The following is a 25,685-nucleotide window of genomic DNA, read 5'->3' as shown; positions in this document are numbered from 1 at the left end:
TAAGGTTACGCCAGAATACGAACCCATAGCAACATATTTTTAGTACTATTTGTTCGTTTCTGTTCGTTTTGTGATTTTTAAAGAGAGCACCATGATCTTGAATCCCCGCCAGCGCCGCCTGCTCGAAGTGGTGCGCCAGAAGGTCACCATGTCCGTCGAAGAGCTGGCCCAGCAGCTGGACGTGACGCCGCAAACCGTGCGCCGCGACGTCAAGCAGATGGAAGAAGCGCGCCTGCTGGCCCGCTACCACGGCGGCGTGGGCTTGCCCTCGTCCGTGGAAAACATCGATTACAGCCAGCGGCAAGTGTTCAACAGCGACGCCAAGCGGCGCATCGCGGCCGCCGTCGCCGCGCAAGTGCCGCACGGCTGTTCGTTGCTGATCAATATCGGCACGACGACCGAGGAAGTGGCCCGCGCGCTGGGCCGGCACACGGGCTTGCACGTGGTGACGAACAACCTGAACGTGGCCGCCATCCTGGCCGACAACGCGGCCTGCGAAGTCATCGTGGCCGGCGGCGTGGTGCGCGGGCGCGACCGCGGCATCGTGGGCGAAGCCACCATCGACTTCATCCGCCAGTTCAAGGTCGACATCGGCATCATCGGCATTTCCAGCATCGACGAGGACGGCAGCCTGCGCGACTTCGACGCGCGCGAAGTGAAAGTGGCGCAAGCCATCATCGAACAGTCGCGCGAAGTGTGGCTGGTGGCCGACCAGCATAAATTCGGCCGCAAGGCACTCGTGCGCCTGGCCGACCTGGCGCAAGTCGACATCTTGTTTACGGATGCGCCACCGCCGCCCCGCTTTGCCGAAGTGCTGCGCGAAGCGGGCGTGAAAGTGGTGCTGGGCTGAGCGGGCTGCATTTCTGCGGGAAAACCTCGCCCTGTCGCGTGGGCAATACGTCTTGTGTGGGCCAGCATACAGAATGATATGAAATGTTTATCAATTCGGCAAAAATGCTGTTACCATTGATGCAACATGAGTTATTTTTTTAATCTTCCTCTCTAGCAATACGATTATTTGCTTGATATTGCTTTTTATGCACCTAGAGCAAGAAAAAAGGAAAAACTCTTTGCCGCTGAGTGTTTTCCTGTGAAAACAGTGTTAAAAATACCTCAAGTACGATGATTGTTCCCAAACAAACCACTCGACAGCAAGCGTGAAGGCCTTAACCATGCCGGCAACGCCGCCCAGTGAAGGAAGAGAAATGAGCCATAATTTTGAATCGGCCGCCATGCCGCAAGCCGCCCATCCCAACAGCGTCCCCGTCAGCGAGCTGGAAGCCCACCTCGGTTACTGGCTGCGTTTCGTTTCCAACCACGTTTCCCACAGCTTCCAGAAGAAGGCCGAAGCCAATGGCGTGACCGTGTCCGAATGGGTGGTGCTGCGCGAAATGTTCCGCCTGGGCTGCACCTCGCCCACGGTGCTGGCGCAAGTGTCCGGCATGAGCAAGGGCGCCGTCTCGAAACTGATCGACCGCCTGGAAAGCAAGGGCATGGTCAGCAAATCGATCCTGCTGGCCGACCGCCGCCAGCACTCGATCGAACTGACGACGGAAGGCGAAGCGCTGGTACCTGTGCTGGCCGAGATGGCCGACCAGAACGACGAGGAATTCTTCGGCAAGCTGCCGCGCCAGCTGCGCGACGACCTGCTCGAAGCGATGAAGGAAGTGGCGCGCACGCACCAGCTCAAGAGCGCCCCGCTGAACTGACAGCAGTAACACATACGGCAAGGGTGACGCGGCGGCGCGCGCGCTTCGGCTATGATGCTGGCCTGACTGTTTACCAGGAACACGCATGGCCCTGCACATCGAAACTCCCTTGCTCAACTCGCGCGCGCTGAGCCTGCACAGCGAACGCGCCATCTGGCTCAAGCTCGAAGCCTTGCAGCCGCCCGGCTCCTTCAAGATCCGCGGCATCGGCCTGGCCTGCGAAGAATACGCGCGGCGCGGCGCCAGCCGTTTCATCTCCTCTTCCGGCGGCAATGCCGGCATCGCCGTCGCCTATGCGGGACGCCAGCTGGGCATTCCCGTCATCGTCGTCGTACCGGAAACGACCAGCGAACGGGCCAAGGCCCTGATCGCGCAGGAGGGCGCCGAAGTCATCGTGCACGGCGCCGCCTGGCAGGAAGCGAACGCGCTGGCCCAATCGATGCTCACACCGCAGGACGCCTTTTTGCATCCGTTCGACGACCCGCTGCTGTGGCAGGGCCATGCCGGCATGATCGATGAAGTGGCCAGCGCGGGCCTGAAACCGGACGCGGTGGTGCTGTCGGTGGGCGGCGGCGGCCTGCTGGCGGGCGTGGCCGAAGGCTTGCAGCGCAACGGCTGGGATGACGTGGCCATCGTGGCCGTGGAAACGCAAGGCGCCGCCTCGCTGGCGGCGGCCGTGGCCGCGCGCGAACACGTGGCCCTGCCCGCCGTGAGCAGCATCGCCACGTCGCTGGCCGCGCGCCAGGTGTGCGCGCAGGCATACGCCATCAGCCAGACGCGCCGGCTGCACAGCGTGGTGGTGTCGGACCGGGCCGCCGTCGACGCCTGCCAGCGTTTTATCAGCGACCAGCGCCTGGTGGTGGAGCCGGCCTGCGGCGCGGCCCTGGCGGCCGTCTACGGCAAGGCGCCGGAGCTGGCGCCCTACCGCAATGTACTCGTCATCGTGTGCGGCGGCGTGACGGCCACCACGCAGCAGCTCGACCACTGGACTGCCACCCTGTAGTCGCTACGGCGCCGCCTCGAGCAGCGCCACGCCATCGCGGCCCTGTCCCTTGGCGGCGTACAGGGCCTGGTCGGCCAGGTCCAGCAACTGCGCCGCCGTCAGCCCGCCTTCGCGGAAGATGGCGATGCCGATGCTGGTCGTCACCGGCAGCGGGCCGCTGGCCAGCTCGAAGGGCTGGCGGATGGCGTCGATGATCTTGGCGCCAACCTGGCGCACTTCGGCCGCGCCGTTCACGCCTTCGAGAATGATCACGAATTCATCGCCTGCCAGGCGCGCCACCAGGTCGCTGGCGCGCACGCTGCGCACCAGGCGCGCGGCGAATTCTTTCAGCACCTCGTCGCCCGCCTTGTGTCCCAGGCTGTCATTGATGGCCTTGAAACGGTCGATATCGAGATAGGCCAGCGCCATCGGCGCGCGCGCGGTCCGCGTGCGCTGCATGCTTTGCGCCAGCTGCTCGTCGAAGCGGCGGCGGTTGGCGATGCCCGTCAGGGTGTCGGTGGCGGCGGCAAACTGCAGCGCCGTGTGCATCGCCTTGGTCTTCGTGATTTCGTGAATCAGGCCATACACGCCTTCCACTGCGCCGCTCTCGCCCACGTCGGGCACGTAACTGGTCTGGAAGGCGCGCCGGCCGGCGTCCCCCTCGCCATCGATGGTAAATTCATACTCGACCTCCTCGCCCGCGAAGGCGCGCAGCAGGTATTGCTCGCGCAGCTGGTAGGCTTCCTCGCCCAGCACCTCGCGCATCGACTGCATCAGGCTTTCCTGCTGCGACGTGCCGAACCATTTTTCAAACGTCGCGTTGATGAACTGGTAGCGGTGCTCGCGGTCGATGTAGACGATCACCACGGGCACGTGGTCCGTCAGCAGCTTCAGGCGCCGCTCGCTGTCGCGCGTCTGCGCCTCGGCCATTTCGCGCTCGGCCACCAGTGAGTAAAAATCGCGGCTCAAGTCGCCGATCTCGTCGCGCCGCTCGATTTGCAGCACGTCGATACCCAGGCGATGGCGGCGGATCTCATGCACCTGGTGGCGCAAGCGCGCCAACGGCTGCAACAGGCGCAGCACCACGCGCCAGCCGGCCAGGCCCGCCAGCGCGGCCAGCAGCACGGCGGCCAGCAGGATCTTGCTGCGGATGGCGTGCAGCGGCGCGAAGGCTTCGCTCATCGGATACACGGACGCCAGTATCCAGCCCGTCGAGGCGATGCGATGGTAGGCGAACAGGGCATCGATGCCTTGCGTGGTGGTGCCCGTCATCCAGCCCTCGTAGCCCTGCATGGCGCGCCGCGTGGGCACGCTGACGGGGCCATGGGCTTCGATATGCTGCATGATGCGCGACTTGTCGGGGTGCTCGACGATGACGCCCTCGCTGGTCATGATGTACAGGTAGCCGCCCGGGCCAGGCTTGAGCGAACCGAGACGGCCGAGGAAATCGGGCTGGCGCAGGTTGACGCTGGCCGCCAGCACATAGCGCACGCCGCCCTGCGCGTCGAACACGGGCTGCGTCACCACCACGATGGGCATGCCGGAAATACTGCCGTTGAGCGGCGCGGAGATCACGGAGCGCCGCGTCGCCAGCGTCTGTTCAAAGTAGGGACGCCCCTTCACGTTCAACCCCGCCTGCGGCTTGAAGGGACTCACGCTGGCCAGCACAAAACCGTCGACACCGACCACGCCGGCCGAATAGAACTCCTTGCTCAGCACTGTTTGCGCGGCCAGGAAGCGCTGCAGGCTGGCGCCGTCGTGCGCGCCGCCGGCCGCCAGGCTGTCCGCCATCGCGCGTAGCACATTGCGCTTCGCGCCGAGTTCCTCGTCGATGAAGACGGCGGCGCTGGCCAGGGACACGTACTGCTGGCGCCCCATCACGTCGCGCATGCCGCGCTCGGCCACGGCCAGGGTGGCCAGCGCCAGCGAAGCGACCGCGCCCAGCACGAGCAGGAAGACGACCATGCTCATGCGCGCTTTCAGGCTGGCTGGCAGGCGCCGGCGCAGCCATTTACGCAATGTATCCCTTGTCGCCGTCATGCCGTCACATCCGCCGCTGCAAATGCCGGCACAGGCGCTCGACCGATTCGTCCAGCACCAGGACGCCTGTGTCCAGGGTCAGTGCGGCCGCCAGCGGCGCTTCGTAAGGCGAGGAAACGCCCGTGAATTGCGCGAGCTGCCCCGCGCGCGCCTTTGCATACAGGCCCTTGGGGTCGCGCGCCTCGCATGTGGCCAGCGGCGTGCTGACGTGGACTTCAATGAAATGCGCCGCGCCGATGATGGCGGCGGCCATGGCACGGTCGACGCGGTACGGGGAAATGAAGGCGGCGATGACGGTCAGGCCCGCGCCGTTCATCAGGCGCGCCACTTCGGCCGCGCGGCGGATGTTTTCATGCCGGTCTTCCGGCGTAAAACCGAGGTCGCGGTTCAAGCCGTGGCGCAGCTGGTCGCCGTCGAGCACCGCCACGGCGCGGCCCTGCGCCTTGAGCCGGCGCGCCAGCGCGTCGGCGATGCTGGACTTGCCGGCGCCGCTCAAGCCCGTCAGCCAGACCGTGTCGTGTTGTCCTGCTGTCATCACACTGTCTCTCTCCTTGTAGAGCTGGCAATATAACAAAGCCGCGCAGGAAAGGACAGATGATCAGGCAGCGCTGCGCGCCTCAAGCAGCAACTGTCGTATCTCCGGCACGCAGGAGCCGCAATTGCCGCCCGCCTTGACGCAGGCCGTCACCTGCGCCGTCGTCGTCAATTTTTGTTCCCGGATGGCGGCGCAAATGGTGTTGCGCCCCACGCCAAAGCACGAGCACACGGTAGGACCGGCGTCCACGCCCTTGCCGATGGGCTGGCCCAGCAGCACGCCGGCGCGGTCCGCCGCATCCATTTGCGCATGCGCAAACAGGCCCGCCAGCCAGCTGCGCGACGGCAGGTCTGGCCGCGGCGAGACATACACGCATTGCACGATGCGTCCCTCGTCCAGGTGCACGGCGCGGTACACGCCGGCGCTGGCGTCCGCGTAATCGAGCCAGTCCGCGTTGTCGTCCGAGACGCCGAGCAGCGCGCGCGCCCAGGCGCCCAGGTCTTCGATGCGCTGGCGGCCGGCCAGCTCGTAGCGCAAGAACTGCTCGCCCTGGATGCGCGTCCAATGCGCCACGCCGTCCAGGTTCAAGGGCGTGCGGCTCAACACGAACGCATGCCAGTGTACGCGGAACTGCTCGATGCGCACGGGCGTATGCTTGAATTCGGGTTCGCCCGAGACGGGGTCGACGACGGGATTGACGACGGCGCCCACGCGCGCGTCCGATGCATTCGCGTCGCTCCAGTGGATCGGCACGAAGACTTGGCCGCGCGCGATGCCGCCGCCATGCACGACCCTGGCCACCATCGCGCCCCAGGCGCTGGACACGCGCGCCAGCTCGCCTTCGCGCACGCTGTACAGCAGCGCATCCTGCGGGTGGATATCGATGAACGCTTCGGCGACGTGGCCCGACAGTTTCGCCGCCTTGCCCGTGCGCGTCATCGTATGCCACTGGTCGCGCACCCGGCCCGTATTCAGGATAAGCGGGTAGTCCTCGTCGGGCACGTTGCGCGGCGCGCGCGGCGCCGTCGGCACGAAGCGCGCGCGGCCGTCCGCATGTGCGAAGCGGCCGTCGCCGAACAGGCGCGCCTGGTCCTGCGGCCACTGCTGCGGCACCAGGGCATCGTAACGCGCCGCATCCAGGCCGGTCAGGTGGCCCAGGTTGAACAGGCGCTTTGTGGCACCTTCGTTGCGGAAGGCGGACAGGCGCGCGTGTTCGTCGAAGATGGCTTGCGGCGCCGTGAAATCGAAGCCGGGATAACCCATGCGGCGCGCCACGTCGCACAGTACGTCCCAGTCGGCGCGCGCTTCGCCGGGCGCCGGCAAAAAGGCCCGCTGGCGCGAGATGCGGCGCTCGGAATTGGTCACCGTGCCATCCTTTTCACTCCAGCCCAGGGCCGGCAGCAGCACGTCGGCATGGGCATTCGTGTCCGAGCCGGCGCTGATGTCCGACACCACCACCAGCTCGCACTTGGCCAGCGCGCGGCGCACCTGGTCGGCGTCCGGCATGCTGACCAGCGGATTGGTGGCGATGATCCACACGGCCTTGACCTTGCCCGCCTCGATGGCGTGGAACAGCTCCACCGCCTTCAGGCCAGGCTTGTCGGCCATGCGCGGAGAGTCCCAGAAGGTTTGCACGGTCTCGCGGTGCGCCGGCTTGTCGAGATCCAGGTGCGCCGCCAGCATGTTGGCCAGGCCGCCCACTTCGCGCCCGCCCATGGCGTTCGGCTGGCCCGTGAGGGAAAACGGTCCCATGCCGGGCTGGCCGATGCGCCCCGTCGCCAGGTGGCAGTTGATGATGCTGTTGACCTTGTCCGTGCCGGAAGACGACTGATTCACGCCCTGCGAAAAGGCCGTGACGACCTTGCGCGTGGCGGCAAACGCCTGGTAGAACGCCAGCAAGGCTTGCGGGTCGACCTTGCAGATTTTCGCCACCTGCAAGGGATCGGAGCAGTCGACATGGGCGGCTGCCAGCGCGTCATCGAGGCCGCTGCTGTGGCGCGTGACGAAAGCATCGTCGATCACGCCTTCCTTCGCCAGATAGCACAATAGCCCGTTGAACAACCACACGTCGGTGCCCGGTTTCACGGGCAGGTGCAGGTCGGCCAGGTCGCAGGTGGCCGTGCGGCGCGGGTCGATCACCACCAGTTTCATCTCCGGCCGGGTTTCGCGGATGCGGGCGATGCGCTGGAACAGGATCGGGTGGCACCACGCCGTGTTCGAGCCCACCAGCACCACCATGTCAGCCAGTTCCAGGTCTTCATAGCAGCCCGGCACGATATCCTCGCCGAACGCGCGCTTGTGGCCGGCCACGGCCGACGACATGCACAGGCGCGAATTGGTGTCGATATTCGCGCTGCCCACATAACCCTTCATGAATTTGTTGGCGATGTAATAGTCTTCCGTCAGCAGCTGGCCCGAGACGTACAGGGCGACGGCGTCGGGGCCGTGCTTGTCGATGGTGGCGCGCAAGCCGCCGGCCACCTGGTTCAGCGCGGCATCCCAGGAGGACGGCTGCAAGACGCCATCGACGCGTACCTGCGGCTGCAGCAAACGCTTGTCGAGGTCCAGCGTGTCGCCGAGGGCCGAGCCTTTCACGCACAGCTTGCCCAGGTTGGCAGGGTGAGTGGCATCGCCGGCAATGCGGATGGCGCCGTCGGGCAGGCGTGTCGCTTCCACGCCGCAGCCGACGCCGCAATACGGGCAAGTGGTTTTCACGGGCGTGCAGCTTGTCATGGGCGTATCCTGTTGGTCGCTGTCAGGCGGCCTGGGCGCACAGCGCCTGGCCAAACAATAAATGGGCGCGCAGCTTGCTGATGTCGCGGCGCTGCTGAATCAGGTCGAAATACCAGGGACCGTCCTGCACGTCGCCATACAGCACGGCGCCGGCCAGGCGGCTGCCCTGCACCACCAGGCGCTTGTAGACGCCGCGGCGCGGATCGCGCAGCACCAGGTCTTCGCTGCCCTCGCCGCCAATGATGTCGCCGGCCGAATACAGGTCGATGCCCGTCACTTTCAATTTGGTGGCGCTGGCCTGCTGCACGTAGCGGCGGTGCCCCGCGCCGGCCAGGTGCGCGCCGCACACGCGCGCCTGCTCCCAGATGGGCGCAACGAGGCCGAAGGTGGCGCGCCGGTGCTGCACGCATTCGCCCACGGCGTACACGCGCGGGTCGTAGCTTTGCAGGCAGTCGTCGACGACGATGGCCCGTTCGCAATGCAGGCCGGCCGCTTGCGCCAGCGCGATATTCGGGCGCACGCCGGCCGTCATCACCACCAGGTCGGCGGGGATGCTGCTGCCGTCCGCAAACTGCACGCCTTCCACGCGGGTGCTGCCGATGACGGCGGACGTTTGCGCGTGCATCAGGAAACGCAGGCCGCGCGCTTCCAGCGCCGTTTTCAGCAGCATCGATGCGGGTGCGTCCAGCTGCTGGTTCATCAGGGCGCCGCTCATGTGCACGACGGTGACGTCCATGCCCTGGCGCTGCAAGCCGTTGGCCGCTTCCAGTCCCAGCAAGCCGCCGCCGATGACCACCGCATGGCGGTGCGTGCGCGCCGCCTGCAGCATGGTGTCGACGTCGCTGATATCGCGAAAACCGATCACGCCCGGCAGATCATGCCCGGGCACGGGCACGATGAAGGGCGTGGAACCGGTGGCCAGCAGCAGGCGGTCATAGGCCACCGTGATGCCCGACAGCGCCTCTACCTTGCGCGCCTTGCGGTCGATGCGCACGACGGGGTCGCCCGCGTGCAGGGTGATGCCGTGCTGCGCATACCAGTCGCGCGTGTGCAGCATGATGTCGTCCACCGACTTTTCGCCTGCCAGCACGGGAGACAGCAGGATGCGGTTGTAATTGCCGTGCGGTTCGGCGCCGAACACGGTGATGTCGTACAGGTCCGGCGCCAGTTTCAAGAGTTCCTCGACCGTGCGCATGCCGGCCATGCCGTTGCCGACCACCACGAGCGAGGGACGCGCAGTGGCCTTGACTGGCGGATTCACAGGGCCACCCACACCATGTCGGCAAACACGCGCGCCGGCCATGCGGCAACCGAATGCTCGGGCGCTTCGATGCACTCGCCGCTGGCCAGGTCGAAGTGCTGTTTGTAGATCGGCGAGGCGACGACGACGCGCTCGCCGATGCTGCCGACCAGGCCCCGCGACAGCACGGAGGCACCCGCATTCGGGTCGATATTGTCGATGGCGTACACGCGCGGCGCCGCATCGCCGACGCGGAACACGGCCACGTGGCGGCCACCCAGCAACGCGCACACGCCCGTGTCGGGCACGATATCGGTCAAGGGACAGATGGCCACCCAGTTGTCGGCGGTGGCGCCGGAAAGTTCATTCATCGCATTCATGGCTCACGCCTCCACGGCAAGGATGGGGATCACGGTGCTGCGGCGTTCCATCTCGGTGGCGGGCCGGATCTGGCCCCGCTCTTCGACGAACACCACGTTTTCATCGCTCTTCTCGCTGTTGACGAAATGGCGGAAGCGCTGGCGCACGGCGGGATTGGAAACGGCTTCCTTCCACTCGCAGGCGTAGGTGTCGACCACGTGCTGCATGTCCGCTTCCAGCTCGTGGGCGATGCCCAGGCTGTCGTCGATGATGACGTGCTTGAGGTAATCGAGACCCCCTTCCAGGTTGTCGCGCCACACGCTGGTGCGCTGCAGGCGGTCGGCCGTGCGCACGTAAAACATCAGGAAGCGGTCGACATAGCGCACCAGCGTGGCTTCATCGAGATCGGAGGCGATCAGTTCCGCATGGCGCGGCTTCATGCCGCCATTGCCGCACACGTACAAGTTCCAGCCCTTTTCCGTGGCGATCAAGCCAATGTCCTTGCCCTGCGCCTCGGCGCATTCGCGCGTGCAGCCGGAGACGCCGAACTTGATCTTGTGCGGCGTGCGCAAGCCCTTGTAGCGGTTTTCCAGCTGGATCGCAAAGCCCACGCTGTCGGCCACGCCATAGCGGCACCACGTGGAGCCGACACACGATTTCACCGTACGCAGCGACTTGCCGTAGGCGTGGCCCGACTCGAAACCGGCCGCGATCAGTTCTTCCCAGATGGCCGGCAATTGATCGACGCGCGCGCCGAACAGGTCGACCCGCTGGCCGCCCGTGATCTTCGTATAGAGACCATATTTTTTCGCCACCATGCCCACGGCGATCAAGCCATCGGCCGTCACTTCGCCGCCCGGCATGCGCGGCACCACGGAATACGTGCCATCCTTCTGGATATTGCCGAGGAAATAATCATTACTGTCCTGCAGGCTGGCGTGTACGGGAGACAGCACGAAATCGTTCCAGCACGAGGCGAGGATATTTGCCGCCACAGGCTTGCACACGTCGCAACCGAGACCCTGGCCATGCGCGCCCAGGAGTTCGCCGAAGCTGCGGATTTTGCCCACGCGCACCAGGTGGTGCAATTCCTGGCGCGAGTACGCAAAGTGTTCGCACACGTGGTTGTTCACTGTCAGGCCCTGCTTCTGCATTTCCGCCTTCATGATCTGCGTGACCAGCGGCACGCAGCCGCCGCACGCGGTGCCCGCCTTGGTGCAGCTTTTCAGGGCGCCGATAGTCGTCGCACCTTCGGCGACGGCCGCGCACAGCGCGCCTTTCGACACATCGTTGCACGAGCAGATTTGCGCCGCCTCGGGCAAGGCGTCCACGCCCAGGCCCACCTTTTGCTGGCCATCGGCCTGCGGCAGGATCAGGAATTCGGGGGATGCCGGCAGCTCGATCTTATTGAGCATCATCTGCAGCAAGGTGCCGTACTCGCTGGCGTCGCCCACCATCACGCCGCCCAGCAGGTATTTTCCGCAATCGGAGACGACGATTTTCTTGTAGATCTGCTTGCGTTCATCCATGAACTGGTAGGACCGGCTGCCCGGCGCATTGCCGTGCGGGTCGCCCAGGCTGGCCACATCCACGCCCATCAGTTTGAGCTTGGTGCTCATGTCGGCGCCCTTGAACGAGGCTTCGCCCTCTTCCTGCAGCACATGGCGCGCCGCGATGCGGGCCATTTCGTAGCCGGGCGCCACCAGCCCGAACACCAGGCCGCCCCACAGCGCGCATTCGCCGATCGCGTAAATGTCCGGATCGGACGTGACGCAGCTGTCGTCGATGGCGATGCCGCCGCGCGGTCCCACGTCCAGGCCGCAGGCGCGCGCCACTTCATCGCGCGGGCGGATGCCGGCCGAAAAGACGATCATGTCCGCTTCCAGATGGCTGCCGTCGGCGAACTGCATGCGGTGCGTGGCCGATTCGCCGTCGACGATGGCCAGGGTGTTCTTTTGCGTGTGCACGGTCACGCCCAGTTCCTCGATCTTGCGGCGCAGGACGCGCGCGCCGCCCTCGTCGACTTGGACGGCCATCAGGCGCGGCGCGAATTCCACCACGTGGGTGTCCAGCTTCAAATCGCGCAAGGCTTTCGCGCATTCGAGGCCCAACAGTCCGCCGCCGATCACCACGCCCGTTTTTGACTTTCCGCCCCAGGCCAGCATGGCTTCCAGGTCTTCGATGGTGCGGTAGACGAAGCAGCCGTCGCGCTCCTTGCCCGGCAGCGGCGGCACGAATGGCGTCGAGCCGGTGGCGAACACCAGCTTGTCGTAGGCCAGCACTTCGCCCGTGCTGGCCGTGACGGTTTTCGCCGCGCGGTCGATGGAGACGGCGCGCGCATTGAGTTTCAGGACAACGTTGCCCTTGTCGAAAAAGCCGGGCGCCACCAGAGACAGGTCGTCGGCCGATTTGCCGCTGAAAAATTCGGACAGGTGCACCCTGTCGTAGGCGGGGCGCGGCTCTTCGCACAAGACCGTCACTGACAGGTGCGGCGCGTTTTCCAATGCCAGGCGTTCAAGGAATTTATGCCCGACCATGCCATGGCCAAGGACGACGATGTTCAAAGGGTGAGTCATTACTGTCTCCTCAGGCCGCGGCCATGTTCGGTTCGGCCGCTTCTCGGGTAAAACGCACGGCGATGGCGCACAGGGCCGAGATCACCACCAGCGCGCTCAGGATGATCAGAGTCTGGCGGATGTCGCCCGTGCCCTTCATCAGGAATCCGGCCGCCACGGCGCCCACGTTGCCGCCGGCGCCGATGATGCCGGCCACGCCGCCCAGTGCCTTGCTGTCGATGAAAGGCACCAGCGCGTAGGTGGCGCCGCACGCCATGTGGGTGAACAGGCCGAAGACCAGCATGGCGATGACGGCCCAGGTGACGCTGTCGACCTTGGCAAACCACAGCAGGCCAACGCCTTCGCCGATCATCAGCATGAACAGCAGGGTCACGCGGCTATTCAGGTTGCCGCGCAAGGCCAGCTTGTCGGACATCCAGCCGCCCAGGGCGCGGGCAAACAGGGCCAGCAAGCCGAAGCTGCCGGCGGCCAGGCCCGCCGATTTCAAGGACAGGCCGAAATGGTCGACGTAGTACACGGCAGCGATGTTGTGAATGAAAATCTCGATGCCGAAGCAGGCGCCGTAGGTGACGAACAGCAGCCACACGCGGTAGTTGGAGCTGGCCGCCTTGAAGCTGTCCCAGCCACCCTTCTTGCCACCTTCGATGGCCACGCCGGCGGCGCGCAAGTCCGAGTAATTGCCTTCAGGGCAATCCTGCGTATAGCGCCAGTAGAGAACGGCCATCACCAGCATCAGCACGCCCGGCACCAGCAGGGCCACGCGCCAGCCCAGCGATTCGGACACGCCCAGCATGACTACGGCACCGAGCAGCAGTGGCATCAGCGCCTGCGCTGCGCCGCCGCCCGCATTGCCCCAGCCGGCGGCGGCGGCATTCGCCGTCCCCACGACGCGGGGAGCGAACATCACGGAGGTGTGATATTGCGTGATGACAAAGCTGGCGCCGACGGCGCCGATGCCCAGGCGGAAGAACAGAAAGCTTTCATAGCTTTGCGACGCGGCCACGCCCAGCACGGGAATGGCGCCCAGCAACAGCAAGCCCGTGTAGGTCTTGCGCGGGCCGTAGCGGTCGCACAAGGGACCCACGATCAGGCGCACGAGGATGGTGATGGCGACGGCCGCGATATTGATGTTCGCCACTTGCGCCAGGGACAGGCCGAACTCGCCCTTGATGACGGGCATCAGTGGGGCGCAGGCGAACCAGGCGAAGAAACACACGAAAAATGCCATCCACGTCAGGTGGAATGCACGCATGGGCGGCGTGGCGAGGGAGAAGAGCGCGATGCGCGTTGCTTTTTGGCTGGCCATGATAGGTTCCCGAAGTATCCCGTTATAAAACAAAACGGCGCCCGCCCCCGCCGATGAAAAATCAGCCTGGGCGGACGCCGTTGTCCATGTGGTCCGTCGTTGGACCGTTGTGCGTTTATTCAGGGGATCGCCGTTGATCCGTATCTCCTTTGTAGCAAACGCCGTGCCAGCTTGCCGCAGGGGTAAATGTCCTTGTCGATACGAGGTTTGCGCCAGATCATGGCCAATCACGGTGCAAGCACGCCACTTGCTGGTGCATGCGGGAACCAGCAAGTGGCAACTCTTGTCTAACTACCATCTGAAGCAGTAGCGGGAGGCCACGATGGTCAAGACACTGCGGCGTCGCTTGCGACCGCCATGGCTGGCATGTGCGTGCGCCGGACTGTTGCTGATGGCATGGAGCAACACTGCGGCCGCGCAAGAGACTAAGGAGCACAGCGAGCTCGATGCCACCGTTGTCGCACCCTTCCGCGCCGCGCGCGGCGAGCGGGTCACGCAGGCGCGCACCTTTCTTGTTCGCCTTACCTATCCCGACGAAGGGCGCGCGCATGCCGTGCGCTGGACCTTGACCTTGTCCGGCCCCGGCCCGCAAGGCCCCGTGCTGCGGCGCTGGTCGGGCACGGAACAGGTGGGGGTCAACGGCAAGAACGTGAACTTGCATTGGGATGGCCGCGCCGATGCCGATGCCCGCGAACGGCGCGTGCTGGCGCCGGACGGCTTGTACGAACTGCGCTTGCTGGCCGTGGCCGATGCGGGCTCGCCGCAGGAAGCGCAGGTGGAACAGCAGTGGCCCATCCAGGTGCAGCGGGGCGCAAGCACGGCGCCCACGGTACCCGCCTTCCAGGCCGGCCTGCGACAGCTGACCAGCCTGGAAGGCCAGCCCGGCTACCGCGTCGTCTACGCCAACCTGCACAGCCAGACGCGCCACAGCGACGGCGGCGCCCCGCTCGACGCCTGCCATGGCGCGCAAGACCCGCAAACAGGGGCCTACGGCCCCATCGATGCCTATAAATATGCGCAAGACCACGGACTCGACGCCCTGCTGACGTCCGAGCACAACCATATGTATGACGGCTCCGACGGCACCAACAGTGCGGCGGTCGCAGCGGAAGCCAAAGCGCTGTACCAGACGGGACTGGCCGAAGCGGCTGCGTATTCGGCCGCCCATCCCGGTTTCCTGGCCCTGTACGGCATGGAATGGGGCGTCATCAACAAGGGCGGCCACCTGAATATCTTCAATAGCGAACAGTTGCTGGGCTGGGAAAAAAATGCCCAGGGTGAATTGCTGGCCGATATCGAGACGCCGAAGGGCGATTACGCGGCCCTGTACGCGCTGATGCGCGAGCGGGGCTGGATAGGCCAGTTCAACCATCCTGCCTATGCGGGCCAGTTCCTCGTCAACGGCCAGCCGCTCGGCTACACGGCGGACGGCGACGCGGCCATGGTGCTGTGCGAAGTGATGAATACGTCCGCCTTTTCCACGAACGACGAGGAAACGGAAACCCGGCGCAGCAATTACGAGGCGGCATGCAACCGGGCCCTGGCGGCCGGCTACCACGTGGCTTTCAGCAGCAACCAGGACAACCACTGCGCCAACTGGGGCGCCTCGTATGGCAACCGCACGGCCGTGCTGGTGACAAACAAGGCTGCCGATACATCATTGTCGCGCGACAGCTTGCTCGAAGCGCTGCGCGCGCGCCGCGTGTTTGCCACCATGGACAAGCATGCGCAACTGCTGTTCACGGCCAACGGCAAGCTGATGGGCGAGCGTTTCGACAACCACGGTCCCTTGCACCTGGCCACCAGTTTCAGCAACGGCGCCGGGCGGCAGGCGGCCGCCGTCGCCATCTTCCACGGCGTGCCGGGCGGCAATGGCTCCGTGACACCCATCACGGACCAGGCCGATGTCACCGTCACACCCGCACCCGGCCCCCATTTCTATTACGCGCGGCTGACGCAGGACGATGGCAATATCGTCTGGTCGGCACCCTTGTGGGTCAATCAACTGCCGTGACGGCGACTGGGTGGGAGGAATGCCGGGCCATCAATTCGACCACCCAATCGATAAAGACGCGCAGTTTCTTGCTGACATGGCGGTTTGGCGGATAGGCAAGATAGAGCGGCATGGGATCGACCGTCCATGTTTCGAACAGCGGCAGCAGCTCGCCCCTGGCCACGTGCGGCCGCGCCATGTAATCGGGCAGCCACAGCACGCCCAGCCCCGCTACCCCGGCCGCCAGGTAGGCGTTGCCGTCGTCGATCGACAGCACGTACTGGCCATGGATCTTGACGCTCTGGCCCTCGCGGTGCATCACATACGGAAAGCCGTTGCCGCTGCTGGCCCAGCGAAAGCGCACGATGCGGTGCGCGCTGTCCTGCAAGTCCAGCGGATGCAAGGGCGTGCCCACCCTTTGCAGGTAGGCCGGCGCCGCATACACGCCCAGTGGCAGGTCGGCCAGCTTACGCGCCATCAGCGACTGGTCGGTGATGTCACCGCCGCGTATCACGCAATCGACATTGTCGGCGATCACGTCGACCATGCGGTCGCTGGCGCCCATGTCGAGCACGATATCGGGATACAGCGCATGAAACGTGGGCAGCGCTGGCACCAGCAGCAAAGCGGCAAGCGGACTGGGCACGTCCACCCGCAACTGGCCCCGCGGCAAGGCGGCGGCATGCGGCAAGCTCGTTTCGATTTCTTCCAGTGTATCGAGCACCTGCACGATGCGCTCGTAATAGGCCGCGCCATCGGCCGTCACATTGACCTTGCGCGTGGTGCGGTTCAGCAGTTTCAGGCGCAGGCGCGTTTCGAGCTGCTGCACCAGTTGCGTCACCGTGGTGCGGCTCATGTGCAAGGTCGCGGCCGCCCGCGTAAAACTGCCCGTCTCGACCACCCGCACGAACGCCTTCATCGCATCAAACCTGTCCATCCACGCCTCCGCCATTCGATTGTTTGGATTATACAAATAGTCCAGTCCGATCTGGCCGCTTTATCCGCAGGTTGGTAGCAGATAAAGTGTTCTCCAGGCAGCAACTTCGCTGCATCAACAAAGGAAAGCTGATGAAACGCGACGTCGTATTCCCTCCGGGCCGCCAGGCCCTGTATGAACAGAACCGCTATTCCCCTGCCGTCCGTGCCAACGGCCTGCTGTTTGTGTCGGGGCAGGTCGGCAGCCGCGAAGACGGCACGCCCGAACCCGGGCTCGAAGCCCAGGTCCGGCGCGCCTTCGACAACCTGAACGCCATCTTGCAAGCCGCCGGCTGTACCTTCGACGATGTGCAGGACGTAACCATCTTTATCGTCGATCCACAATCGCACTTCCAGCGCATCTGGGATATCGTGCAGGCAGAGTATTGGGGCCAGGCGCCGCACCCGACGGTCACGGCCGTTGGCGTGACGTGGCTGTATGGTTTCCAGTTCGAAATCAAGGTGGTGGCCAAGCTGCCGGGCTAGGACACGGCGTCCGGAAGCGTGCAGGGAAGTGGCAACAGGCTTTCCCTCGCACGATTGCCCGCCGCAAGGTGCGTTGACACTGATCTATGGCAACATTGCGCAACCGACCCATGCCAGGAAACGGAATGAAACCAAAAGCGCTGATCATCGCCAATATTGAAGCGTACTTGCTGGAACCGCTGAGCGCAGCGGGCTTCAAGTTCTCGCCTAGCCAGCTGACTTTCAAGCGCACGCAGAACGAATTTGTCCAGGCCATCCATTTCCAGGCCAACCGCCATAACGAAGAGGATGTCTGCGTGGCATTCTGGAGCCACTATCAAGTCTCGTCCAGATCCTATGCAACATGGCACACGGCGCGCTACGGCTGTGAACCGGGCAACAATGTCGTTGGCGGCGTGGCGGACTGGAATATCAGAAACTGGCAATTCCCTGTCATCGATGGCAAGCAGGACAAAGAACACCAGCTCGCCGACCCATCCCATCGGGCAACGGTCATGGCCTGCCTGCGGGACAATCTGCTGGAGTTGGCCGTCCCCTGGCTTGAGCGCCTTTCCAATTGGGAAAATGCAGCCCTGGCTCTCGTCGAAGCGCAAGAATCGCATGCCAGGGCCTGCGATTTTTATCTGATGGCGGGCAAGCAGGAAAGAGCCCTGTGGGCACTGAACGAGGGCCTTGCCTATTGGCAGAAAAATCCCGCAGCCTCTTTTCCGGAGGAAAAAGAAGAGATCGCTTTGCGGATGGAGAAATACGCCTATGCTTGACATCACTTGCCCCTACGATGGCGACTGCGGACGCCACTTCGACAGCAGCGCAATGGATGCCTCGGATGGCGCGTTCTTGAAAACGGCCATCGGCAAAAGTATGACCTTCATGTTCCTGCACTGCCCCGCATGTGCAAGGATGTTCCAGTTTAATCCAGTCGCCTGGACAGCGCAGGCGTGCGAAGCCGTCGCGCCCAAGGCCGCCCGGCCAGCGAAGAAAAGCGGCAAGCAGCTGGAAAAATTGCTGACCAGGGAAAAAGTGGCCCTGCCCCAGGCCTATCTCGCTCACCTCCGCAGCGCAAAGCCACGTCCCGACATGGCGATTTTCACCGATGAAGCCCCCTTCACGCTGTACAGCCTGGACGCGCTGTGCAAAGACGTCGAGGTGGATGGAACAAGCTATCTGGCAGTCAGGCAACTGGCTGGCTTTGCGCAGGCGCTGGCACAAGCGGCGGGAACGGGGTCGAAGCAGGCTGCACCGTTCAGTCCTGCCGAGCTGGCGGAGTGCCTGGCCATCGGCGAGGAAAACACGCGCATCCTGTTCATCGACAGCCGCGACAACGATGCCTTATGGATTTATCACTGCGACGGCGGCGATGTCGAAAAGACGGGGCTCACCGTGACCTCGCTGATGGGGCCTGGCGCCCCCTGAAGAGCCAACACGCCGCAGATTCTGCGGCCAGCTTCCATTCCAGCAAACAATATTGGAAAAATAATTATTTTTTAAGTAGCCGTCCATAGACACTGGTTCCTCATGGCAATCCATGGCACCATGGCTGCGCCGTTTTGCCTGCAACGCGGCCTCCATCGGACCAACCAGGAACCCTCTATGTCGTCATATCGCATTCTCGCCGGCAGCATGCTGCTCGGCCTGGCCACCGCGGGCATCGCCCATGCGCAAGCCCCCGCCCCTGCCGCCGCCAACACCGATCCCCATTTGTGGCTGGAAGAAGTCCTCGGCGACAAGCCGCTGGCCTGGGTCAAGCAGCACAATGACGTCACCACCAGGGAACTGGAAGCCCAGCCCGGCTTCCCCGTCCTGCAGGCGCGCCTGAAAACCATCCTCAACTCGAAGGAACGCATTCCCTACGTGAGCAAGGAAGGCGAGTTTTACTACAATTTCTGGCGCGACGCCCAGCACGTGCGCGGCATCTGGCGCCGCACTACCCTGGCGCAATACCAGTTGGCCGAACCCGTCTGGGAAACCGTGATCGACCTCGACCAGCTGGCCGCCGGCGAGAGTGAAAACTGGGTCTGGGGCGGCGCCTCCTGCCTGTATCCGAAGGGTGAACGCTGCCTCATTTCCCTGTCACGCGGCGGCGGCGACGCCAAGGTGGTGCGCGAATACGACGTGGCCAAGCGCGCCTTCGTCGAAGGCGGCTTCACCCTGCCCGAAGCGAAGGGCAGCGCCAGCTGGATCGACCAGGATACCCTGTTCGTCTCCACCGATTTCGGCCCCGGCTCGATGACCAGCTCGGGCTACCCGCGCATCATCAAGCAGTGGCAGCGCGGCACGCCGCTGGCGCAGGCGCAAACCTTGTACGAAGCCAAGCCCGACGACCTGAGCGCCGGCGCCTACAAGGATTTCACGCCCGGCCATGAACACCAGTTCATCGAGCGGCAGATCGATTTTTACAGCGGCGAGATGTTCCTGCGCGACGGCGCCGAGTTGAAGAAAGTACCGAAGCCGGACGACGCTACGGCCTTCACCGTGCGCGACCAGCTGGTCATCACCTTGCGCTCGGACTGGAAAGTCAACGGCAAGACCTACCTGCAAGGCTCCTTGCTGGCCACCGATTTCAAGGCCTTCATGCAGGGCAAGCAGGAGCTGGAAGTGCTATACGCGCCGACGGCCACGTCGTCGCTGGACAATGTCACGGCAACCAAGTCCGCCATCCTCGTCACCACCCTGGACAAGGTCAAGAACCGCCTGACGGAACTGCGCCACGTGAACGGCAAGTGGCAGCGCCGCGCCGTCGATGCGCCGAAGCTGGGCACCCTGGCCGTCAGCGCGCTCGATTCCGTCGACTCGGACCAGTACTTCCTGACGGTGACCGACTTCCTTAACCCGACCACCCTGTACCTGGCCACGGCGCAAAGCGACAAGCGCACGAAAATCAAGTCGCTGCCCGCCTACTACGACGCCACACCGTACAAAGTGGAGCAGTTCGAATCGACGTCGAAGGATGGCACCAAGGTGCCGTATTTCGCCATCATGGGCAAGCAGACGAAGTTCGACGGCAGCAACCCCACCGTGCTGTATGGCTATGGCGGCTTTGAAGTGTCGCTGAAACCCAGCTACAGCGGCACCACCGGCGTGGCGTGGCTGGAAAAAGGCGGCGTGTATGTGCTGGCAAATATCCGCGGCGGCGGCGAATTCGGTCCCCGCTGGCACCAGGCGGCGCTGAAGGAAAACCGCCAGCGCGCGTATGACGATTTCATCTCGGTGGCGCAAGACCTGATCAAGCGCAAGATCACCAGCCCGCGCCACCTGGGCATCATGGGCGGAAGCAATGGCGGCCTGCTGACGGGCGCCGTGCTGGTGCAGCGTCCCGATTTGTTCAACGCCGTCGTCAGCCAGGTGCCGCTGCTCGACATGCGCCGCTATAACAAGATGCTGGCGGGCGCCTCGTGGATGGGAGAGTACGGCGACCCGGACGTGCCGGAACAATGGGCGTACATCAGCAAGTACTCGCCGTACCAGAACGTCTTCAAGGACAAGAAATATCCGCGCGTGCTGTTTACCACCTCGACACGCGACGACCGGGTCCACCCCGGCCATGCGCGCAAGATGGTGGCAAAGATGGAAGAGCAAGGCCACGACGTGCTGTACTGGGAAAACACGGAAGGCGGCCATGCGGGCGCGGCCAACAACGACCAGCAGGCGCTGATGTGGGCGCTGACCTACACCTTCCTGTGGGAGCAGCTGAAGTAAAGTGGTGGTGTCGGATTACGCGCTCACGCGCCTCGGCGGCCCCGCTAATCCGACCTACCCAACCTGCCCGGCCTACCCGGCTACTTGGCCTGTGCGCTGGGGCGTTCCGCGATGCGGTCGCGGTAGGCCTGCAAGTTCTGCAACCCTTCCGCGCCGGGCCGGTACTTCATCAGGCCGCGCACGAATTCCAGCGCGCAGAAGGCCGTGATGTCGGCAATCGTGAAGCGGTCGCCGGCGATGTATGGCTGGTGGGCCAGCACCTGGTCCAGCCATTGCGCCGTCTCGCGCAGCTTGCCCGCCTGCGCCGTGGCGAAGTCGGGAAACTGCGGATTTTCCAGCGCCACCAGGGCCGGATGGCCGTGGCGCACCCAGTTGGCGGCGGCGCTGAACAAATGCAGTTCCACGCGGCGGTCGGCCATCTCGATAAACGCGCGCTCCTCGTACCCCTCGCCCATCAGGTTCGGCTGCGGCTGCAAGCCTTCCAGGTAAGTGCAGATGGCGCGCGTCTCGGTCAGCACGCGCCCATCGTCGAGCTCCAGCACGGGCACGCGGCCCAGCGGGTTTTTCGCCAGGAAGGCGGGATCGCGGTGATGGCCCGCCATCAGGTCGAGCGCCACTTCCTCGATGCCGGTGATGCCCTTCTCGGCGATGAACATGGTGACGCGGCGTGGATTGGGCGTGCGGGGGCTGATAATCAGTTTCATGTGCTTGGGTCTCGTCTCGTTATGGGGGGACAATCCGCTGCGGGGCTGGCCTGCGGCAGTACGGTCACGCGTCCATCATACCAGCGCACCGTCATGGTGCGGCGCCCCTGGCGCGTTGACTTTGCCCCGGTTTCGCCTTAGATTGCTGTAGGGGAACGCTGGCCGCCAGTTCCAGCATGTCCCCCACACGTCATCAACGCCCGCAGCCTATCCGGCTGGCGGGCGTTTTATCCATGAAACTAGGGCATACCATGCATCGCACACCGACTCCGCGCTTCCGCCGCAGCCAACTGGCCGCCGCCGTCCTGGCACTGGCTTCCATCACGGCCGCCCATGCGGGCCACGCAGCTCCCGCCGCAGCACCCAAATACGCCTCGGCCAGCCACGCCATTGGCACCACCACGCAGCTGCCGCGCGGCGTCACGCCCTTGCACTACATCCTGTCGATCACGCCGGACGCCGCCGCCCCCACCTTCAAGGGCACAGCCGCCATCAAGGTGGCCGTCGACAAGCCAACGGCGAGCATCACCTTCAACGCCTTGAACCTGACGTTTGCGGCCGCCGCCATCGAAGGCCCGGGCGGCAGCAAGCAGGTGACGCGCAAGATCGATTTCGACGCGGACAAGCAGACGGCCACCGTGCATTTTGCCCAGCCGCTGGCCAAGGGCGAGTACCTGCTGCGCATCGACTACAGCGGCAAGATCGGCACGCAGGCCACGGGCCTGTTTTCGCTCGATTACGACACGCCGCAAGGGCGCCAGCGCGCGCTGTACACGCAGTTCGAAAATTCGGATGCGCGCAGCATGCTGCCGTCGTGGGATGAGCCGGACTACAAGGCCACCTTCGCGCTGGACGTGGTCGTGCCGAGCAGCCAGATGGCCGTCGGTAACATGCCGATCGTCCGCAGCGAGGAACTGGGCAATGGCATGAAGCATGTGTATTTCGCCACCACGCCGCGCATGTCGACGTATCTGCTGTTCTTCGGCCTGGGCGACTTCGAACGGGCCACGGCCATGAGCGAGGGCACGGAAATAGGCGTCATCACGAAGCGGGGCGCGCTGGCGCAAAGCCGCTTCGCGCTCGACGAGTCGGCCGCCCTGCTGCGCGAATACAACGATTATTTCGGCGTGCGCTACCCGCTGCCCAAGCTCGACAACATTGCCGCGCCGGGCCGCAGCCAGTTCTTTGGCGCCATGGAAAACTGGGGCGCCGTGTTCACCTTCGAGTACGGCCTGCTGCTCGATCCGGCCATCTCGACGCAGGCCGACAAGGAAAACATCTACACCACGCTGTCGCATGAAATGGCGCACCAGTGGTTCGGCGACCTGGTCACCATGCGCTGGTGGGACGACCTGTGGCTCAACGAAGGTTTCGCCTCGTGGATGGAAGGCCGCACCACGGAGCGTTTGCACCCGGAATGGAACACGGCCCTGTCCAGCGTCGGCGGACGCGAGTCGGCCATGAGCCAGGATGCGCTGCGCACCACGCACCCGGTGGTGCAGCGCATCGCCACCGTGGAGCAGGCCAGCCAGGCTTTCGACGGCATCACCTACCAAAAAGGCGAAGCGGTGATCCGCATGCTCGAAGCGTATGTGGGCGCCGATACGTGGCGCACGGCCGTGCGCAACTACATGCGCAAGCATGCGTATGGCAATACCGTGTCCGACGACCTGTGGCGCGAAGTCGATGCGGCCGCCGGCAAGCCTGTCAGCGCCATCGCCCATGATTTCACCCTGCAGCCGGGCGTGCCGATGATCAAGGTGGGCGACGCCGTGTGCAGAAACGGCAATACGCGCGTGCGCCTGACGCAGACGGAATTTTCCAAGGACCAGCCAAATAAAAAACCGCTGTCGTGGAAAGTGCCGGTGATCGCCGCGACGGTGGGCAACGGCAAGCTGGCCACGGTGCTGGTCAAGAATGGCAAGGCGACCCTGAACGTGCCCGGCTGCGGCGCCCTGCTCGTGAACGCGGGCCAGAGCGGCTACTACCGCACCATGTACGCGCCGGCCAACACGCGCGCGCTGGCGGGCAGCTTTGCGCGCCTGGCGCCGATCGACCAGCTGGGCTTGCTGGCGGACAGCCAGTCGCTGGGCCTGGCCGGTGCGCAAAACCTGGCCGATTTCCTGGAACTGGTGCAAGCGACGCCGCTGTCGGCCGATCCGCAGGTGCTGGGCAAGGTGGCCGGCTCCCTGGGCAGCCTGTACCAACAGTATGCTGGCGACGCCGTACGCCAGCAGGCTTTCGGCCGCTTTGCCGTGGCGCGCCTGGCGCCGATGATGGCGCAGACGGGCTGGGAAGCGCGCGCGGGCGAAGCGTCCAGCGTGGCGACCCTGCGCGGACAACTGATCGCCATCCTCGGCGACATGGGCGAACCGGGCGTGATCGCCGAGGCACGCCGCCGTTACGCGGCCAGTGAGCAAGATCCCGCCGCCATGCCGGCGCCGCTGCGCCGCACCATCCTGGGCGTGGTGGCGCAGCATGCGGACGCGACCACCTGGGAGCAGCTGCATGCCAAGGCGCGACAGGAACAGACGCCGCTGGTCAAGAACCAGCTGTACGACCTGCTGGCCTCAAGCGACGATCCCGCCCTGGCGCAGCGCGCATTGGCCCTGGCGCTGACGGACGAGCCGGGCGTGACCAACAGCCCCGCCATGATCTCGCGCGTGTCGCGCACGCATCCGGAACTGGCTTTCGACTTCGCGCTGGCGCACCTGGAACAAGTCAATGCGCGCATCGACGCCAGCTCGCGCAGCCGCTACTTCCCGCGCCTGGCCGCCGGCTCGGCGCAGGCGGACATGATCGCCAAGCTGGAAGCGTACGCGCAAGCGCATCTGCCGGCCAGCGCGCGCGGCGACGCCGACAGTTCCGTGGCCGGCATCAAGTACCGCATCAAGCTGCGCGCCGAACGGCTGCCGGCCGTCGATGCGTGGCTGGCGAAACAGGCGGGCTAAGAGGGGAACAAACAAGCCTCCCGGCGCCTGGCGCCGGGAGCAAGAAAACGCAGGCAAAAAAAACCGGCTTCGCAAGGTGCGGTAGCCGGTTGAAACGCTGTTTCAGAGCGCAGGGATAAAACGGGAAACACATGAAAAAGTGGAAATCGTGCCGGTCATTGAGGTGTCCGGCAACCTTGCGCCCGGGGTTTCCGTGCGCCATGTGTCCACTATGCCAGCCCTTCATGAAGACAGGCTTAGGACTTCATTAAATCCCCGCCCGATTCCCGTTTTTCCCCTGCCCCACCCTGCAATCATTACTACAAAACAAATTTTACGTGTCTGGTGCCGATGGTTGAGCTCACCGGCTAAGCTGTTGAGTCATGCCTGCATCCTATCGCTCCCGGAGCGTAGTGATCTGCGCATCGCATGCTGTGTGCCAACAAAAGCATCATAACAGCGCGATATGACCGCTTTATGACGCAGGCTAAACATTGGCGTGGTCACGCGGCATGAAACTGGTGCCGCTGGCCCGCGCCGCGCACCGCATCGACGAGCGCCAGCACGGCAGGCGTCTTGTTGCGAGGAAACGCGTAAAAGCGGGCATCGGGCAGCACCGGCAGACCTTCCGCCGCACCCAGGATGCGCAAGCCGTCGCGCATCTGGCTGCGGGCCACCGGCGTCACGGCAAAACCGGCCAGCGCCGCCGCCAAGCAGCCGGCCATGCTGGCGCTGTCAAACGCCAGCCGCCAGGGATGCTCCGCTTGCGCCAGCGCGGTGATGGCCGCCTCGCGGTAGACGCAGGGCGCGGGAAACAGCGCCAGCGGCAAGGCCTGGCCTGCGTCGGGCAGGCGGCCAGCCGCGTACGCCCACACCAGCGGCTCAGCCCACAACAATTCACCGATCCCTTCCGTACGGCTGCATTGCTTGCCGAAGACGACATCGATCTGCTCGTGCGCCTGGCGCCGCAGCAATTCGGCCGTAATGCCCACCTTCAATTCGATCGACGCTTGCGGATGCCAGCGCTGGAAGGTGTGCAGCACCTGCGGCAGCCACGTGCCGGCGAAATCTTCCGACGCGCCCAGGACCAGTCGGCCCTGCATGGATGCGCCGCTGAGCCTGGCACGCGCCTCGCGTTCCAGGTCGACGATATTGCGCGCATACATATACAGCAGTTCGCCGGCCGCCGTCAGCTCCAGGCTGCGCGTCGTGCGCGCCAGCAATTGCTTGCCGGCGCTGTGTTCGAGACGCTTGATATGGCCGCTGACGGCCGATGGCGTCAAGGCCAGGTTTTGCGCGGCCAGCGCGAAACCGCCCGCGTCCACCACTTCAAGCAGGCTGCGCAGCAGGACGATATCGAGTGTCAGCGCGGCGGAATCAGGCATGTGCCCTCCCATTCATCAAGATACAAACATAATAT

The 25,685-nt window shown here is 64.7% G+C and carries 19 protein-coding genes; 9 read left to right on the top strand and 10 right to left on the bottom strand.

Annotation, left to right across the window (positions count from 1 at the left end; all coding sequences use genetic code 11):
• Positions 1 to 91: 91 nt before the first annotated feature.
• The 3 genes from VM94_RS14130 to VM94_RS14120 all read left to right on the top strand — a co-directional run bounded on the left by VM94_RS14130 (position 92) and on the right by VM94_RS14120 (position 2,712).
• A complete protein-coding gene (locus VM94_RS14130) occupies positions 92 to 850 on the top strand; it encodes a DeoR/GlpR family DNA-binding transcription regulator (protein ID WP_185982124.1) in 759 nt (252 codons plus the stop codon).
• Between the two features lie 355 nt (positions 851 to 1,205).
• Complete coding sequence (locus VM94_RS14125; protein WP_046684031.1) at positions 1,206 to 1,709, top strand: MarR family winged helix-turn-helix transcriptional regulator; 504 nt, start codon at positions 1,206 to 1,208, stop codon at positions 1,707 to 1,709.
• Positions 1,710 to 1,794: 85 nt separating this feature from the next.
• Positions 1,795 to 2,712: a pyridoxal-phosphate dependent enzyme gene (locus VM94_RS14120; protein ID WP_046684030.1), complete on the top strand. Its 918-nt coding sequence runs from the start codon at positions 1,795 to 1,797 to the stop codon at positions 2,710 to 2,712.
• Positions 2,713 to 2,715: 3 nt separating this feature from the next.
• Here VM94_RS14120 and VM94_RS14115 read toward each other — a convergent pair whose 3' ends face one another.
• The 7 genes from VM94_RS14115 to VM94_RS14085 are packed head-to-tail and all read right to left on the bottom strand — an operon-like array spanning position 2,716 to position 13,481.
• A complete protein-coding gene (locus VM94_RS14115; RefSeq protein WP_082127711.1) occupies positions 2,716 to 4,731 on the bottom strand; it encodes a diguanylate cyclase domain-containing protein in 2,016 nt (671 codons plus the stop codon).
• A gap of 4 nt (positions 4,732 to 4,735) precedes the next feature.
• Positions 4,736 to 5,305 (bottom strand): adenylyl-sulfate kinase, encoded by a 570-nt coding sequence (cysC, locus tag VM94_RS14110; protein ID WP_046684029.1) that lies wholly within the window; start codon positions 5,303 to 5,305, stop codon positions 4,736 to 4,738.
• A 24-nt stretch (positions 5,306 to 5,329) separates the two neighbouring features.
• Complete coding sequence (locus VM94_RS14105) at positions 5,330 to 7,999, bottom strand: nitrate reductase (protein WP_046684028.1); 2,670 nt, start codon at positions 7,997 to 7,999, stop codon at positions 5,330 to 5,332.
• A 22-nt stretch (positions 8,000 to 8,021) separates the two neighbouring features.
• Positions 8,022 to 9,260, bottom strand: a complete 1,239-nt coding sequence (locus VM94_RS14100; RefSeq protein WP_052755763.1) for an NAD(P)/FAD-dependent oxidoreductase — start codon at positions 9,258 to 9,260, stop codon at positions 8,022 to 8,024.
• Positions 9,257 to 9,610, bottom strand: a complete 354-nt coding sequence (nirD, locus tag VM94_RS14095; RefSeq protein ID WP_046684027.1) for a nitrite reductase small subunit NirD — start codon at positions 9,608 to 9,610, stop codon at positions 9,257 to 9,259. Before nirD ends, VM94_RS14100 begins: the two co-directional genes overlap by 4 nt.
• Positions 9,611 to 9,622: 12 nt before the next feature.
• Positions 9,623 to 12,175: a nitrite reductase large subunit NirB gene (nirB, locus tag VM94_RS14090; RefSeq protein ID WP_046684026.1), complete on the bottom strand. Its 2,553-nt coding sequence runs from the start codon at positions 12,173 to 12,175 to the stop codon at positions 9,623 to 9,625.
• A 10-nt stretch (positions 12,176 to 12,185) separates the two neighbouring features.
• Complete coding sequence (locus VM94_RS14085) at positions 12,186 to 13,481, bottom strand: MFS transporter (protein ID WP_046684025.1); 1,296 nt, start codon at positions 13,479 to 13,481, stop codon at positions 12,186 to 12,188.
• A 391-nt stretch (positions 13,482 to 13,872) separates the two neighbouring features.
• On the opposite strand from VM94_RS14085, the gene VM94_RS14080 reads away from it, so the two are divergent.
• Positions 13,873 to 15,495: a CehA/McbA family metallohydrolase gene (locus VM94_RS14080; RefSeq protein WP_235432914.1), complete on the top strand. Its 1,623-nt coding sequence runs from the start codon at positions 13,873 to 13,875 to the stop codon at positions 15,493 to 15,495.
• Here VM94_RS14080 and VM94_RS14075 read toward each other — a convergent pair.
• Complete coding sequence (locus VM94_RS14075) at positions 15,479 to 16,411, bottom strand: LysR family transcriptional regulator (RefSeq protein WP_046684598.1); 933 nt, start codon at positions 16,409 to 16,411, stop codon at positions 15,479 to 15,481. The genes VM94_RS14080 and VM94_RS14075 overlap by 17 nt on opposite strands.
• A 128-nt stretch (positions 16,412 to 16,539) precedes the next feature.
• Here VM94_RS14075 and VM94_RS14070 point away from each other — a divergent pair, with 128 nt between their 5' ends.
• The 4 genes from VM94_RS14070 to VM94_RS14055 all read left to right on the top strand — a co-directional run bounded on the left by VM94_RS14070 (position 16,540) and on the right by VM94_RS14055 (position 20,631).
• The gene (locus VM94_RS14070) at positions 16,540 to 16,935 is read left to right on the top strand and encodes a RidA family protein (RefSeq protein WP_046684597.1); all 396 of its coding nucleotides are present in this window, start codon (positions 16,540 to 16,542) and stop codon (positions 16,933 to 16,935) included.
• 125 nt (positions 16,936 to 17,060) lie between these two features.
• Positions 17,061 to 17,696 carry a DUF4304 domain-containing protein gene (locus VM94_RS14065; RefSeq protein WP_046684023.1) on the top strand — a complete coding sequence of 212 codons (636 nt, stop codon included), beginning with the start codon at positions 17,061 to 17,063 and terminating at the stop codon, positions 17,694 to 17,696.
• A complete protein-coding gene (locus VM94_RS14060) occupies positions 17,689 to 18,348 on the top strand; it encodes a hypothetical protein (protein WP_046684022.1) in 660 nt (219 codons plus the stop codon). Before VM94_RS14065 ends, VM94_RS14060 begins: the two co-directional genes overlap by 8 nt.
• A gap of 177 nt (positions 18,349 to 18,525) precedes the next feature.
• Positions 18,526 to 20,631: a prolyl oligopeptidase family serine peptidase gene (locus tag VM94_RS14055; protein WP_046684021.1), complete on the top strand. Its 2,106-nt coding sequence runs from the start codon at positions 18,526 to 18,528 to the stop codon at positions 20,629 to 20,631.
• 80 nt (positions 20,632 to 20,711) lie between these two features.
• Here VM94_RS14055 and VM94_RS14050 read toward each other — a convergent pair whose 3' ends face one another.
• Complete coding sequence (locus tag VM94_RS14050) at positions 20,712 to 21,335, bottom strand: glutathione S-transferase family protein (RefSeq protein ID WP_046684020.1); 624 nt, start codon at positions 21,333 to 21,335, stop codon at positions 20,712 to 20,714.
• Between the two features lie 251 nt (positions 21,336 to 21,586).
• Here VM94_RS14050 and VM94_RS14045 point away from each other — a divergent pair, with 251 nt between their 5' ends.
• Positions 21,587 to 24,286, top strand: a complete 2,700-nt coding sequence (locus VM94_RS14045) for a M1 family metallopeptidase (RefSeq protein ID WP_046684019.1) — start codon at positions 21,587 to 21,589, stop codon at positions 24,284 to 24,286.
• Between the two features lie 482 nt (positions 24,287 to 24,768).
• Here VM94_RS14045 and VM94_RS14040 read toward each other — a convergent pair whose 3' ends face one another.
• Positions 24,769 to 25,650 carry a LysR substrate-binding domain-containing protein gene (locus tag VM94_RS14040; protein WP_082127709.1) on the bottom strand — a complete coding sequence of 294 codons (882 nt, stop codon included), beginning with the start codon at positions 25,648 to 25,650 and terminating at the stop codon, positions 24,769 to 24,771.
• Positions 25,651 to 25,685 lie beyond the last annotated feature (35 nt).

It is taken from the genome of Janthinobacterium sp. KBS0711, from assembly GCF_000988085.1.
Classification (GTDB): Bacteria; Pseudomonadota; Gammaproteobacteria; order Burkholderiales; family Burkholderiaceae_D; genus Janthinobacterium; species Janthinobacterium lividum_E.
The sequence above is the reverse complement of the archived record's forward strand: the minus strand, read 5'-3'. Positions and strand labels throughout refer to the sequence as shown.

Coding starts and splice junctions, on each gene's coding strand:
- VM94_RS14050 (WP_046684020.1), bottom strand. CDS start 21,335: ATGAAACTGATTATCAGCCCCCGCACGCCCAATCCACGCCGCGTCACC.
- VM94_RS14055 (WP_046684021.1), top strand. CDS start 18,526: ATGTCGTCATATCGCATTCTCGCCGGCAGCATGCTGCTCGGCCTGGCC.
- VM94_RS14120 (WP_046684030.1), top strand. CDS start 1,795: ATGGCCCTGCACATCGAAACTCCCTTGCTCAACTCGCGCGCGCTGAGC.
- VM94_RS14075 (WP_046684598.1), bottom strand. CDS start 16,411: ATGGACAGGTTTGATGCGATGAAGGCGTTCGTGCGGGTGGTCGAGACG.
- VM94_RS14040 (WP_082127709.1), bottom strand. CDS start 25,650: ATGCCTGATTCCGCCGCGCTGACACTCGATATCGTCCTGCTGCGCAGC.
- VM94_RS14065 (WP_046684023.1), top strand. CDS start 17,061: ATGAAACCAAAAGCGCTGATCATCGCCAATATTGAAGCGTACTTGCTG.
- VM94_RS14105 (WP_046684028.1), bottom strand. CDS start 7,999: ATGACAAGCTGCACGCCCGTGAAAACCACTTGCCCGTATTGCGGCGTC.
- VM94_RS14125 (WP_046684031.1), top strand. CDS start 1,206: ATGAGCCATAATTTTGAATCGGCCGCCATGCCGCAAGCCGCCCATCCC.
- nirD (WP_046684027.1), bottom strand. CDS start 9,610: ATGAATGAACTTTCCGGCGCCACCGCCGACAACTGGGTGGCCATCTGT.
- VM94_RS14060 (WP_046684022.1), top strand. CDS start 17,689: ATGCTTGACATCACTTGCCCCTACGATGGCGACTGCGGACGCCACTTC.
- VM94_RS14085 (WP_046684025.1), bottom strand. CDS start 13,481: ATGGCCAGCCAAAAAGCAACGCGCATCGCGCTCTTCTCCCTCGCCACG.
- VM94_RS14115 (WP_082127711.1), bottom strand. CDS start 4,731: ATGACGGCGACAAGGGATACATTGCGTAAATGGCTGCGCCGGCGCCTG.
- VM94_RS14130 (WP_185982124.1), top strand. CDS start 92: ATGATCTTGAATCCCCGCCAGCGCCGCCTGCTCGAAGTGGTGCGCCAG.
- VM94_RS14045 (WP_046684019.1), top strand. CDS start 21,587: ATGCATCGCACACCGACTCCGCGCTTCCGCCGCAGCCAACTGGCCGCC.
- VM94_RS14080 (WP_235432914.1), top strand. CDS start 13,873: ATGGCATGGAGCAACACTGCGGCCGCGCAAGAGACTAAGGAGCACAGC.
- nirB (WP_046684026.1), bottom strand. CDS start 12,175: ATGACTCACCCTTTGAACATCGTCGTCCTTGGCCATGGCATGGTCGGG.